Annotated in this window: 11 protein-coding genes; 9 read left to right on the top strand and 2 right to left on the bottom strand. The window is 32.1% G+C overall.

The window, feature by feature from the left end:
* Positions 1-1,829: 1,829 nt before the first annotated feature.
* The 3 genes from CN514_RS17190 to CN514_RS17180 are packed head-to-tail and all read left to right on the top strand — an operon-like array spanning position 1,830 to position 4,525.
* Positions 1,830-2,567: an ABC transporter ATP-binding protein gene (locus CN514_RS17190; RefSeq protein WP_098233652.1), complete on the top strand. Its 738-nt coding sequence runs from the start codon at positions 1,830-1,832 to the stop codon at positions 2,565-2,567.
* Positions 2,564-3,784, top strand: coding sequence for an ABC transporter permease (locus CN514_RS17185; RefSeq protein WP_098233651.1), 1,221 nt, complete (start codon positions 2,564-2,566; stop codon positions 3,782-3,784). The genes CN514_RS17190 and CN514_RS17185 overlap by 4 nt, the downstream gene beginning before the upstream one ends.
* A 12-nt stretch (positions 3,785-3,796) precedes the next feature.
* Positions 3,797-4,525 carry an EcsC family protein gene (locus CN514_RS17180; protein ID WP_098233650.1) on the top strand — a complete coding sequence of 243 codons (729 nt, stop codon included), beginning with the start codon at positions 3,797-3,799 and terminating at the stop codon, positions 4,523-4,525.
* A 43-nt stretch (positions 4,526-4,568) separates the two neighbouring features.
* Here CN514_RS17180 and CN514_RS17175 read toward each other — a convergent pair whose 3' ends face one another.
* Positions 4,569-5,768, bottom strand: coding sequence for a M20 family metallopeptidase (locus tag CN514_RS17175; protein ID WP_098233649.1), 1,200 nt, complete (start codon positions 5,766-5,768; stop codon positions 4,569-4,571).
* A 197-nt stretch (positions 5,769-5,965) separates the two neighbouring features.
* On the opposite strand from CN514_RS17175, the gene CN514_RS17170 reads away from it, so the two are divergent.
* The 4 genes from CN514_RS17170 to hemY all read left to right on the top strand — a co-directional run bounded on the left by CN514_RS17170 (position 5,966) and on the right by hemY (position 11,952).
* A complete protein-coding gene (locus CN514_RS17170; RefSeq protein ID WP_098233648.1) occupies positions 5,966-8,101 on the top strand; it encodes a transglycosylase domain-containing protein in 2,136 nt (711 codons plus the stop codon).
* Between the two features lie 402 nt (positions 8,102-8,503).
* Positions 8,504-9,547: a uroporphyrinogen decarboxylase gene (hemE, locus tag CN514_RS17165; RefSeq protein ID WP_098233647.1), complete on the top strand. Its 1,044-nt coding sequence runs from the start codon at positions 8,504-8,506 to the stop codon at positions 9,545-9,547.
* A gap of 23 nt (positions 9,548-9,570) precedes the next feature.
* Positions 9,571-10,503 carry a ferrochelatase gene (gene hemH / locus CN514_RS17160; protein WP_098233646.1) on the top strand — a complete coding sequence of 311 codons (933 nt, stop codon included), beginning with the start codon at positions 9,571-9,573 and terminating at the stop codon, positions 10,501-10,503.
* A gap of 27 nt (positions 10,504-10,530) precedes the next feature.
* Positions 10,531-11,952, top strand: coding sequence for a protoporphyrinogen oxidase (hemY, locus tag CN514_RS17155; protein ID WP_098233645.1), 1,422 nt, complete (start codon positions 10,531-10,533; stop codon positions 11,950-11,952).
* Between the two features lie 143 nt (positions 11,953-12,095).
* On the opposite strand, the gene yhfH is transcribed toward hemY, so the two are convergent.
* Complete coding sequence (yhfH, locus tag CN514_RS17150; RefSeq protein WP_419471568.1) at positions 12,096-12,215, bottom strand: protein YhfH; 120 nt, start codon at positions 12,213-12,215, stop codon at positions 12,096-12,098.
* A gap of 192 nt (positions 12,216-12,407) precedes the next feature.
* Between yhfH and CN514_RS17145 the strand changes: the two genes are divergently transcribed.
* Both CN514_RS17145 and lplA read left to right on the top strand, forming a co-directional pair.
* Positions 12,408-13,142 (top strand): MBL fold metallo-hydrolase, encoded by a 735-nt coding sequence (locus tag CN514_RS17145; RefSeq protein WP_098233644.1) that lies wholly within the window; start codon positions 12,408-12,410, stop codon positions 13,140-13,142.
* Positions 13,143-13,152: 10 nt separating this feature from the next.
* Entirely contained in the window at positions 13,153-14,142 is a 990-nt protein-coding gene (gene lplA, locus CN514_RS17140; RefSeq protein ID WP_098233643.1) for a lipoate--protein ligase, read from the top strand.
* Positions 14,143-14,308: the final 166 nt, after the last annotated feature.

The raw sequence follows: 14,308 nt of genomic DNA, 5'->3' as shown, positions 1-14,308 counted from the left end.
TATTGGAGTAATTATAAATTGTCTTTAACAGACCTCATTTGCTTTTATGTTCAATAAATTGGTACACCTTATAAGAAATTTATATGCTCTGGTCGAGACACCTCATTTACAAATTGGTATACTAAAACCTTTGTTTATAAGTGATAATGTTCAAGCTAACCATCTCCTTTGATGTTTTCACTGCTGTTTATACAACGATGTTTTATCTATGGAGAAATTTCACTTCAACAACTACCCTTGCATAGGTTTGAACGCAAATTAAATTACCTTTAACACACACCTCATTTCAAATTTTGAACTGGAAAGTGTGTTGCTTTCCCTTCAAGAATTATGATGCACTGTATGAAAGAAAAGTATGCAAAAACAATAAAAAACTATTATAAGCGTGAAAGCAGGGAGTAAGTATTAAAAATCAAGAAATGCAAGAAATCAAAAAGAAGCTTAACTAAAACTTCAATTATCTATACTCTTAATGATCCAAATAATTATTTAACAGGTGTATGGGAAGGCTTTCGTACAAGGAACAAAATTAGGTGGAGTATCTAGGAGTGGAAATCATATGACATAACTTCTTTTCAACAACATAAAACAAGAAGCAACCGATGTTGCTTCTTGATGAAGAGGAAAGAATATTGGAGTAATTATAAATTGTCTTTAACAGACACCTCATTTGCTTAAATGTTCAATAAATTGGTACACCTTAAAATAAATTTATATGCTCTGCTCGAGACACCTCATTTACAAATTGGTATACTAAAACCTTTGTTTTTAAGTGATCATGTTCAAGCTAACCATCTCCTTGGATATTTTCACTGCTGTTTGTACAACGATGCTTTATCTTGGGAGATATTTCACTTTAACAGTTACCTTGCACAGGTTTGAACGCAAATTAAATTACCTTTAACACACACCTCATTTCAAATTTTTGAATTAGAAAGTGTGTTGCTTTCCCTTCAAGAATTATGATGCACTGTAGTAAATAAAATATTCTTAAAAGCAGAAGAAAATTTAAAAGGATGAAGGATATAGGAAAGGATAGAAAACAAAGGATGGACCTGAAAAGATGACATGATTGAAAAAAATGGACCATTAAGTTAATTATTGGTTAATTGGATAAATAAGAGTATAGATAATAGAAGGAATTGAATAAGTTGATTGGAGCGAATGTTACTCGACTCCTGTGGGAGATGCGAGAAGTCTAAGAAAGCGAGCATCCTATAGTGGAAATCAACATCACTAAACTCCTTTACGAAAATTTAGTTATTAATTGACATGATGTTTTTCAACAACATAAAACAAGGAGCAACCAGTAGTTGCTCCTTGATGAAGGGGAAAGATTATAGAAAATGATTTTAGGTTTATAAGTTAAATTGTCTTTAACAGACACCTCATTTGCTTTAATGTTCAATAAATTGGTACACCTATAAATAAATTATATGTTCTGCTCGAGACACCTCATTTACAAATTGGTATACTAATGACCTTTGTTTTTATAGAACATGTTCAAGCGCACCATCTCCTTAGATTTTTGCATTGCTGTATATGACAACGTTGTTAATCTTTGGAGGTACCTCATTTCACTTAAACAATTATCTGACTTAGGTTTGAACGCAAATTAAATTTCCTTTAACACACACCTCATTTCAAATTTTGAACTGGAAAGTGTGTTGCTTTCCCTTCATGAATTATAATACCCTTAACCTAAAATAGTATTCAAAAAAAGAAGGATTTTTTTTAGTATTCCATAAATATGATAATAGGGAAGTTAAGATTATTATTTGATACAATAAAATTTATAGGAAAAGTACATTTGAAAGGATTTGTAAAGAATGACTTTATTGCATGTAAAAGATGTCACAGGTGGATACACTAGACAGCCTGTCATTAAAGATGTCTCATTTACGATTAATAGGAATGAGCTTGTTGGGTTAATCGGGTTAAATGGTGCCGGTAAGAGTACGACAATAAAACATATATTAGGACTTTTGAAACCATCTAAAGGTGACATATTAATTAATGGTGAATCTTTTGATAAAGATCCAACTGCATATCGTGCTAGCATATCATATGTTCCTGAAACACCGATGATTTATGATGAATTAACTTTACAGGAACATCTTGAAATTACAGCGTTGGCATATAATATTCCTGAAAAAGATTTTAAAAAACGTAGTGAAGAGCTATTAAAAACATTTAGATTATATGATAAAAGAAAATATTTTCCTTCGACATTTTCTAAAGGGATGAAACAAAAAGTAATGATCATTTGTGCCCTTATAGTCCAACCGCAGTTATACATAATAGATGAACCTTTTTTAGGACTAGATCCAATCGCGATAAATGATTTACTTGAGATTTTGAACAATGAAAAAGAAAAAGGAGCAGGCATATTAATGTCTACTCATATTTTATCGACTGCTCAAATTTATTGTGATTCATTTATTATTTTGCATGAAGGAGTCATTATTGCAAAAGGTACATTAAACGAATTGCAAACTCAATATAATATGCCAAATGCTTCTTTAGATGAAATTTATATTTTTGCAACGAAGGAAAAAGAAATATGAGTACGATAAAAAAATTATGGTTAGCACGGTATAGGAGTTTCATAAAAGAAATGAGTAAATATGGTCGTTATATTTTTAATGATCATATAAAATTTGTAATTGTTTTTGGATTTGGAGGAGGAGCATACTATTATCAACAGATGCTAAAAACAATTTCTTCAGACTTTCCGGCTATTTTACTAATCGCTATTCTATTTAGTTTTCTTGTTATAACAGGTCATGTAACTACTTTTTTTAAAGGACCTGATTTGCATTATTTACTACCTTTAGAAAAAAAGATGAAAAGCTACTTTGTCCGTTCCTTTTTTATTACGTACATCGTTCAAGTTTATTTAATGTTAATGATGTTAGGTGTGATTTATCCAATTTATAAGAAATTTTCGCTAGGACAAACAAAAAGTTTTATCGTCTTTATGGTAATAATTTTCTTATTAAAAGGATACAATCTCTTTGTTTCATACTTGCACCTTACAAATAGTGGTGTTTTAAATCGAGCTTTTGATTATTGTTTAAGGTTGCTAGGTAATTTCTTATTTATTTATGGTTTATTAAGTAAATGGAGCAGTTTTTTCCTTGTAATAATGATCGTAATTTTAGCTGTGTATGTATTTTCTATTCAAATAGGTAGTAAAAATAAAAGAGTACAATGGGAAAGAAATGTTAAACTTGATACTTCAAGATTAGCGACTTTTTATCGATTTGCGAATATGTTTACTGATGTGCCGTCTATTCAACAACAAGTAAAGCGAAGAAAATGGGCCGATCCAATCATTAATAAAATTAAAATGAGAAATGCTGCGAATTATTTACTAGTCCGTACATTTATCCGAAATGGTAACTATTTAAGTATGTTTTTAAGACAACTTTTCGTAGGTGGGTTTGTAGTTTACTTGGTGCCAACTACGATTGGAAAAATATTGATTGGCATTTTATTTCTTTACTTAATTTCTCTACAGAATATGTCTATTTTAAAACAGTACAACTATCATTTATTGTGGAAAATTTATCCTTATACAAATGAAGAAAATAAAAAATCTATTTCGACACTTTTGTATATACTACTAATAATATGTAGTCTTGTTTTTAGTATTATTGGTTTAATAAAGGGCTTGTCAATTTTAAACTTTATTATTGCAATCGTTGTGTATACTTTATTTTCAATGTGGTTAATTAAATTTTATGTGCATAAAAGGTTACGTCAGCCACAAAAATTGTAAAGGGTGGACAAAATGGATTCTTATGAACTTCGTATTCAGTACGAACTATCTAGATGGAAACAAAAAGTAATGTCCGATTCAAATGTTTTTCAAACTTCTGCAAAAAAAGTTCAGTTAAAGCTTCAATCATTATTACCAGAACAAATCCAAGATTTGCTCACAAAAACAGTTAAAAATATGACGGTTTTATTTATGGGAGGGTCTACTGTTTTTAATGGCAGTGGTGAAGAGTATGAAGCATTAACACTTAGAGAAAGAGATTTGATCTTAGATAAAAAGTTAAACGAGTACAAAAAGATTTCAGCTGTAGAAGGTGCGGGTACAGGAGCGGGTGGAATATTACTCGGTCTTGCTGATTTTCCGTTATTACTAGGGATCAAAATTAGGTTTTTAGTTGAGGCAGCAAAAATTTATGGTTACTCACCTAAAGATGAGCTTGAACGACAATTTATGCTGTATATTTTTCAACTTGCTTTTTCAAGTGACAGCCATCGGAAAAAAGTATTTCAAGTAATTGAAAAGTGGGAAGATAAAGTAGATGAAAATCCCCAAGTCAATTGGGAGCAATTACAACTAGAATATCGAGATCATATCGATTTAGCAAAACTTCTGCAATTAGTCCCTATTATTGGAGCACCGGTTGGAGCTTATGTAAATTATCAACTTCTTGAACAATTAGGTGAAACGGCTAAAAATGCTTATCGATTAAGGTATATGAAGAAGAAGGACGATTATATTTAAAGAGTTACATACTAAAAAGGAGAACTAAAAGTTCTCCTTTTTTTTATTTTTGCTTAACTAATTTTTGTGATTGCTTTAATGAAGTTAAAGTCACTGACCCTAGTGTTTTTGCTGCGATTAGCATTGCTTTTTCGTCAAAATCAAATTTCGGATGGTGATGAGGGTATGCTTCTGTAAAGTGAGGAGGTTTAGCTCCTGTGAAGAAGAATGTTCCTGGTACTTTTTGTAAGTAGTATGCGAAATCTTCTCCGCCCATTTTAGGGTCCATTTCTTTTAATTGACTAACTTCATCAACTGATTCGGCTACTTTTACTAATAAATCAGTTTCTTTTTCATGATTTACTACTGGAGGATATCCATCATCGTACTTATATTCGTATGTAACATCATTTGCTAGACAAATTCCCTTAATGATTCTAGCTATTTGTTTTTTTACTTTTTCCTGTGTTTCCTTTTTGAACGTACGAACCGTTCCTATTAAAGTTGCTCGATCGGCGATTACATTAAAAGCATTTTTTGCTTCGAAACTTCCGACCGATAACACTACAGTGTCAATTGGATTTGTTTCCCGACTAACAACTTGTTGAAGTGCCATAACAAGTTGACTAGCAATTACAATACTGTCTTTTGTTCGATGGGGTTCTGCACCATGACCGCCTTGACCTTGGATTGTGATTGAAAAACGATCAGCTGCAGCCATGATTGGTCCTTTTCGATAACCAATTGTTCCTAATTCTTCAATTGCCCACAAATGGGTTCCATAAACCTCATCAACACCGTCTAAACAGCCATCAGCAATCATAGAAATTGCTCCACCTGGTGCATATTCTTCTGCATGTTGGTGAAGTAATACAACCTTACCGTCCCATGAATCTTTTTGCTCATGAAGTGCTTTTGCTAAATATAATAGTGTAGCAGTGTGACCATCATGACCACATGCATGCATAACACCAGGCACTTTTGAGGAATAAGGAACATTTTTCTCATCTTGAATAGGTAATGCGTCAAAATCAGCTCGTAAAGCGATTGTTTTTCCAGGGTTACGACCATTAATTGTAGCAACAACACCATTGCCACCGACATTTGATTTGAATGGAATATTTAATTGTTGATAAAAGTTTTGAATGAATTTTGCTGTCTCGTATTCTTTAAATGAAAGCTCAGGATTTTCATGTAGGTATCTACGAGTAGATACCATTTTCGGATAATATGAATCTAATAAAGAAAATAAATCTGACATTATTTCACCCTCCTACTTACTATCTATATAACCTATTCAAGAAATGTAATTGATATCCTTCAAAATTATCTTCAATTAAGAAATGACGAAAAATGTATTTCCAAGGAAATATACATCGAAAAAAAGGAAATAATGACTTATTCATGGGAATAAGTGGATATACTATTTGTTATATGGTAAGAGAAATGAAGGTGAAATAATTGAAAAAGTGGGGATATTTAGCAATAGGACTGTTAAGTGTCCTGTTAATTAGCTTTGTTGGATTTTTACTAATCGTTTTCTTAGGTAATTATGTTATAGATGAAGATAAGTTAGTCGTCCATTCATCATCGGAAATGGTAGATTTAGAGGGGAATTTTGTATCAAAGCTATATAATGAAAATCATCAAATCGTTTCAGTTAGTGATATACCTGATTATACTAAACAAGCAGTAGTTTCAATTGAAGATGAACGTTTCTATAAGCACCATGGAATTGATACACAATCAATCTTTCGGGCTATAGTAAATGATATAAAAGCATTTAGTAAAGTACAAGGTGCGAGTACACTTACTCAACAACTTGCAAAGAATGTTTTTTTGACGAACGACAAAACATTTATGAGAAAAACAAAGGAAGTAATTATAGCAATCAATCTAGAAAGAAAATATACAAAAGATCAAATACTAGAAATGTATTTAAATCAGGTTTATTTCGGTCACGGGGTATATGGCATAGGTGGAGCTGCAAAATATTATTTCGGGAAAGATGTTAAAAATTTGACCATTGAAGAAAGTGCTTCGTTAGCAGCCTTATTAAAAGCTCCATCACATTATGATCCAGTTACACAACCAGAGCGATCTTTGGAGCGTAGGAATCTTGTTCTTTATAAAATGCTAGATACGCATTATATAACTGAAACTGAGTATCAGAATGCCAAAAGTAAACCATCAGTATTACATATTACGGAACAAAAATTTGAAAACGGATATGCTACATATATTGATATGGTTATAAAAGAAGCAAAAGAGAAATATGGCATTTCTTATGACCAACTTTTAAATGGTGGATACAAAGTTGTCGTTCCTATCCATAAAAAAACACAATTAACCGCCTATAAATATTTTAAAAATGGAAACTATTTTCCGGGAACTGATCAAAATGCCGAAGGAGCCTTCGTATTAATAAACTCCGAAACAGGCGGTGTAGAGGCAGCGATTGGGGGTAGAAATTACTATTTTCAAGGTTTAAATCGTATTAACGTGAAAAGACAGCCTGGTTCAACAATGAAGCCTTTACTTGTCTATTCGCCAGCGCTTGAAACGGGAAACTACAATCCGTATTCTTTATTACCAAATGAACAGAGTGCGTTAGGAGACTATAAACCGAAGAATTATAATGGAGTTTATACGAAAACGATTTCGATGTTTAATGCATTAATAGAGTCAGCAAATGTGCCGGCAGTCTGGTTATTAAATGATATTGGGATTGATAATGCAAAAGAGTATTTAGAAAAAATGGATTTGAATATTCCCGATCAAGGTTTAAGTATGGCGCTTGGAGGACTTAAGATTGGTTTAACACCATTAGAGCTAGTAAAAGCATATAGTGCCTTTGATCATGATGGAGACTCATTAGAACCTTTTGTTATTAATGCAATTTATGATCGGAACAATGAATTAGTTGCTGAAGCGAAAATTAAGGAATATAAAGTGTTTTCATCACAAACCTCTTGGTATATGACAAAAATGCTTAAAGGTGTTGTAAATGAAGGGACAGCTAGTAGAGGAAGTTTTAATGGCGATTTAGCTGGTAAAACCGGATCTACAAATATACCTGGCCAAACAAATGGAAACAAAGATGCTTGGTTTGTAGGCTATACACCAGACGTAGTAGGCGCAATTTGGATGGGATATGATAAAACAGATTCAAACCATTTTTTAAGAAATGGTAGTACATATCCAACTATTTTATTTAAAAAGATTTTAAGTGAAGCAGGAAGAGAACCATCTACCAAATTTAAAAAGCCAAAAAATATAGACGATTTAGAATCACCGATAAACTTAGAGCCTATTTCTATTGTTCAATCAAAAGTATCGTTCTCTCCATTTGGATTGTTCACTGTCGTCATTAATTGGAATGCACCAACTGACCACAGACAACAATATCGAATCTATCGAGTGAAAAATGGAAAAGAGAAATTAATAGATACTGTTACTGGTTTAGATGAGTACAAAGATTCCTTTGTAAATGTATTTAATGTCCCTTCTTATTATATAGTACCGTACAATCCTCAAACAAAAGAAGAAGGTGAGAGGTCTAAACTTGTCAAACCCAACATAAGAAATAAGGAATAGACATTTTAAGGCTCTCCTTCTTATCAAATGATTTGAAGGGGAGTTTTTTATTTCCTATTAAAACTATGTTCGTAAAAACTGTATCTCTTAAGAAAAATAGTAAATAGATTAAGAAGATTGAACAATGAGATAACCATTAATCGAACATTAAAAAAAGAATTATAAAACTCCTTTATTTTATAAAAAGTATTAATAAATAAAGATTATTAATTCGATATTTTAGACATATTTTGATATAATTTTTAATGGGAAAAGTCTGGTAGTAAAATAGGCCTATTAATTGAGAAAAATTGTAAAATCAGTGAACATTATGTGTCAAAATTCGAGTTTTCTATACAATTAATGGTTCAATCAGTATATTTAATAGTAGAGTTTGGAAAAGTGAAAGGGAGACTTTGAAGGATGAAAAAAGATTTTAACGATACATTTCTTAAAGCGATTAGAGGAGAAGAAGTAACGCATACACCAGTTTGGTATATGAGACAAGCAGGGCGTTCTCAGCCAGAATACCGAAAAATAAAAGAAAAATATTCTTTATTTGAAATTACTCATCAACCTGAATTATGCGCTTACGTAACAGCGCTACCAGTGGACCAATATAATGTTGATGCAGCTATTTTATATAAAGATATCATGTCTCCACTTCCTGCAATTGGAGTAGACGTAGAAATTCAATCAGGAGTAGGACCGGTAATAAGCAATCCTATTCGTTCTTTAGCAGATGTAAAAAAGTTAACTGATATTCATCCAGAAGAGCAACTACCTTATATCTATGAGACGATTAAATTATTAACAACAGAGGTTCTTTCGGTTCCATTAATTGGATTTGCAGGTGCACCATTTACAGTTGCTAGCTATATGATCGAAGGTAGACCTTCTAGAAACTATAATAAAACAAAATCATTTATGTACGCTGAGCCAGAAGCCTGGTTTGCTTTAATGGATCATTTAGCAGACATGACGATCAAATACGTAAAAGCACAAGTTAAAGCAGGGGCAAGTGCAATTCAATTATTTGATTCATGGGTTGGTGCTTTGAATGCTAATGATTATCGCATTTATATTAAACCATGCATGGAAAAGATTTTTACAGCACTTAAAGCAGATCATATTCCAACTACTATGTTCGGAATTGGAGCAAGCCATTTAATTCATGAATGGAATGAACTGCCTGTAGATGTAATTGGGCTTGATTGGAGAACTTCTATTACTGAAGCTCGCTCTTTAGGGATTACAAAAACACTTCAAGGTAATTTAGATCCTGCGTTTTTATTAGCACCATGGGAAGTAATTGAGAAACGTGCGAAGGAAATATTAGATGAGGGTATGGCAAATCCAAGTCATATTTTCAACTTAGGTCATGGGGTATTCCCTGAAGTAAATCCTGATACTCTTAAACGATTAACAAGTTTTGTACATGAGTATTCATCAAGGGTTAAAGCTTAATATAAAAGGACTATGGTGATGACATGAAAGAAAAAATCGGTTTATTAGTTATGGCTTACGGCACGCCATATAAGGAATCAGATATTGAGCGTTATTATACAGATATTCGTAGAGGTAGAAAGCCTTCACAAGAAGCGCTAGAAGAACTAACTGAACGATATCGTGCAATTGGAGGAATCTCTCCTTTAGCAAAAATAACAATTGAACAAGCAAAAGCATTAGAAGAAGATTTAAATAAGATCCAAGACAAAGTAGAATTCAAAATGTACATTGGACTGAAGCATATTGAACCATTCATTGAAGATGCTGTAGATGAAATGAAAAAAGATGGAATAACAAAAGCAGTTAGTATCGTGCTTGCACCACATTATTCTACGTTTAGTGTAAAGTCATATAACGAACGTGCTACAAATCATTCAGAAAAAATACACGGGCCAAAAATTATCCATGTAGATGATTGGTATAAAGAAGAACGATTTATTCAATATTGGGTTCGTGAAGTAGAAGCAATTCTTGAACCAATGAATGAAGAGCAACGTGTAAAAACGGCGTTTATTTTTTCAGCACATAGTTTACCTGAAAAAATTCTTAACTTTGGAGATCCATACCCAGCGCAACTTAAGGAAACTGCCGAGTTAGTCGTTCAGCAATCTGATATTCGTCATTATTTTCTAGGATGGCAAAGTGCTGGTAATACACCAGACCCTTGGCTTGGACCTGATGTACAAGATTTAACACGTGAGTTGGATGAAAATTATGATTTTGAAACTTACGTATACTTACCATTAGGATTTGTAAGTGAGCATTTAGAAGTACTATATGATAATGATATAGAATGTAAACTAGTAACGGATGAAATTCAAAAAGCATATGTTCGTCCACCTATGCCTAATACGGATCCATTATTTATTAGTGGGCTTAGTACGGTTGTATTAAGAAAATTAAACGAACAATAATATGGTTTTGTAATAGGAGGTAAAGAAGTGAATAAGAAGGTTGTCATTATTGGTGGCGGTATTACTGGATTGACATCTGCCTACTATTTAAAACAAGAAAAATTAAAAAATAATCTTCCAATTGATATTCAATTAATTGAAGGTTCATTAAGGCTTGGAGGAAAAATCCAAACAATTAGAAAAGATGGATTTGTTATTGAACGTGGCCCTGACTCATTTTTGGCAAGAAAAAAGAGTGCATATCGATTAGCTGAAAACTTAGGGATCCAAGATCAAATCGTATTTAACTCTGCTGGTAAATCATATGTATTAGCCCATAATAAATTACATGGTATGCCAGAAGGTTCAAACATGGGGATTCCAACACAAATCAAGCCTTTTATTTTTTCAGGTCTATTTTCACCTGCAGGAAAAATTCGTGCAGGTTTAGACTTTGTTTTACCAAAAACACATGTCCAAGGGGATATGTCACTAGGTAAATTTTTTAGAAGAAGACTAGGTAATGAAGTAGTTGAGAATCTAATTGAACCCCTTTTATCAGGTATTTATTCAGGCGACATTGACCAAATGAGTTTAATGGCAACGTTCCCTCAATTTTTCCAAATTGAACAAAAACATCAAAGTATTGTTCTAGGAATGAAAAAAGAGATGCCTGTGAAGAAATCAAAAGGTCCGAGAAAAGGAATTTTCCAGACTGTAAGTACAGGTCTTCAAACAATTGTTGAACGAATTGAAGAAGAGTTAGACCAAGAGGAAGTTTTAAAAGGTGTACAAGTAGTTAATATAAATAAAAATGGAAAAAAATATGAGATTTTGCTTAGCAATAATGAAAAGATAGAATCAGATTCAATTATCGTTACTGTACCTCATCATTTTATTCCACAACTATTTAATAATAAACCTGTATTTGAGCCTTTCAAAAAAGTTCCTTCTACATCAGTTGCGAATGTTGCACTTGCATTTCCAGAGCATGCAATTAAGAAGGATATAAATGGTACAGGCTTTGTTGTTTCACGCAATAATGACTTTAATATAACAGCGTGTACTTGGACTCATAAAAAATGGGCACATGCATGTCCAAAAGGTAAAGTTCTTTTACGTTGTTACGTTGGACGACCTTACAATAAGGAAATAGTCGATAAAACGGATGAAGAACTTGTTGAAATTGTTTTAGAAGATTTAAGAAAAACGATGGATATAACTGAAAAACCAGAGTTTTATATTGTTTCAAGATGGAAAGATGCTATGCCTCAATATACGATTAATCATAAAGAGCGTACGAAAAACATGGAACAATATTTACAAAAAGAAATGCCTGGTGTATCGGTAATCGGTTGCTCATTTTATGGGTCCGGCTTACCAGACTGCATAGATCAAGGTGAAAAAGCAGTTTCAGATACAATTGAATACTTGTTCTCACATGAAAATCAAGCTGTTCGAAGCTATTAAGGCTTTTTAAAACAACTAGTAAATAATAGAGCAACCAAAAAAGTGGATTGATACTTTTAGGTTGCTCTTTTTATTATGTCTCTGTACTAATAAATATGTTTAATCATTTCGTTAAGAAAATTGCTGATCCTAAAAGACTTCACTTAAAAACTATCTTTTAAGCAATTTGAACAAGTGTTACTGTAGCAATCATGTTGTTCTTCAATCGTCGAATTACAGTGTTTACATATTTTCTTTGGTAATAGTTTTAAAAATTCGGACATTTTTACAAGCATGTTACCCTCTCCTTTAGTGAACTTATTAGTATTGTATTACTACAACTTACTTTGTGTCAATCTGTATTAGTACAATTTTTAAAAAATAATCTAAACGCCTATTTTGATTAAACAGTAAGGACAAGCTTATAAATTTAAATTTTCATAGAAATAATAAGTATAAAGGAGTGTGTTTGTTTTATGAAAGTAACCGTTATTGGTTATTGGGGCGGCTATCCAGGTAAAGGTGAAGCAACTTCATGCTATTTATTTAAATCAAAAAATTTTAATCTATTGGTTGATTGTGGTTCTGGTGCATTAGCTACATTACAAAATTACATAGATCCTAATTGCTTAAATGCTGTAATCCTGTCACACTATCATCATGACCATATTGCAGATATAGGGGTACTACAATACTTCAAACTTGTAAATGCTGGAAAGGATAAGTTTGCTTTACCTATATACGGACATAAATTTGATAATGTAAAATTTAATTCGTTAACATATAAAGAAGCAACAAAAGGATATGAATATCATCCAAATGAAGCTCTCGACCTAGGTCCATTTACTATTCGATTTATTAAGACAGTTCATCCTGTAGATTGTTTTGCCATGCGAATTGAAACAGCAACCCACTCAGTAGTCTATACAGCTGATTCAAGCTATACGGAAGACTTCATTCCGTTTTCTTCCAACGCTGATTTGCTTATAAGTGATTGTAATATGTATGAAAACCAAGATGGAGCTAAAGTGGGGCATATGAGCAGCAAAGATGCTGCAACAATTGCAACTGAGGCGAATGTAAAAGAATTATTATTATCACATCTTCCTCATAGAGGAAATACAAAAGATTTAATAAGTGAAGCCCAAAAGTATTATAATGGACTTGTTCGTTTAGCTTATACAGGTTTTGAATGGAAATCAAAGATATAGGAGGATACATATGCTATTTTTAGATAATAGGGGAATAACGGATCCAACATTAAATTTAGCGATGGAAGAATATGCGCTAAAAAATCTAGATCCTGAAAATACATACTTTTTATTTTATATTAATGAGCCATCAATCATTATTGGTAAAAATCAAAATACTGCTGAGGAGATTAATGCTTCATATGTAAATGATCATAATATCCATGTAGTTCGAAGATTATCTGGCGGTGGAGCAGTATATCATGATTTAGGGAATCTTAACTTTAGTTTTATTACAAAAGATGATGGTGACAGCTTTCATAATTTTAGAAAGTTTACTGAGCCAGTGATCGAGGCATTAAAAGAACTCGGTGTGAATGCTGAGCTTAGTGGAAGAAATGATATCTTAGCAGAAGGTAGAAAAATCTCAGGTAATGCACAATTTTCTACTAAAGGTAGAATGTTTAGCCACGGTACATTGTTGTTTGATAGTGATATAGATGAAGTTGTAAATGCATTAAACGTAAAGCTAGAAAAAATCCAATCTAAAGGAATTAAATCAGTCCGAAGTAGAGTGGCAAACATTAAGGAATTTTTAAAAAATGATTTAACAATCCTAGAATTTAAAGATTTAATTTTACAATCTATTTTTAAAGAACATGGAAGAATAGAACGATACGAATGGACAGATGAGGATATAAAAAATATCAAAGAACTTGCTGAGAGTAGATACCGAAATTGGGATTGGAATTTTGGAAAATCTCCTAAATGCAATATTCAACAAAGTAAAAGATTTACAGCTGGCTCGATTGATCTTCGTTTAGATGTAAACAAAGGAATCATTGAGAATGTTAAAATTTATGGTGACTTCTTTGGGGTAGGGGATGTATCTGATATAGAACAGCTTCTGATTGGTAGTAAATTTGATCAACAAGAGATTGAAAATAAGCTAAATGAAATTAATTTTACCCATTATTTTGGTAATGTAACGAAAGTAGAATTTATGAGTTTATTATTTTAAAAAAGAGTAGGAAACTACTCTTTTTTTGGTTTGTTAAAAAATCAGAAGTCTAAAAAGTGCTAGTTTTCTCACTTGTCAGAATTGTTTTCTAGCAATATAATATATTTAGAATATTTTAAATCTTTATATTTAAAGGGGGTAGTTTTTCTTGAATTTAGTTGAAACA

The sequence above is a fragment of the Bacillus sp. AFS001701 genome (genome assembly GCF_002559405.1).
In the GTDB taxonomy this organism is placed as follows: Bacteria; Bacillota; Bacilli; order Bacillales; family Bacillaceae_G; genus Gottfriedia.
Note: the sequence above shows the minus strand (reverse complement) of the source record. Positions and strands in the feature narration are given on the sequence as shown.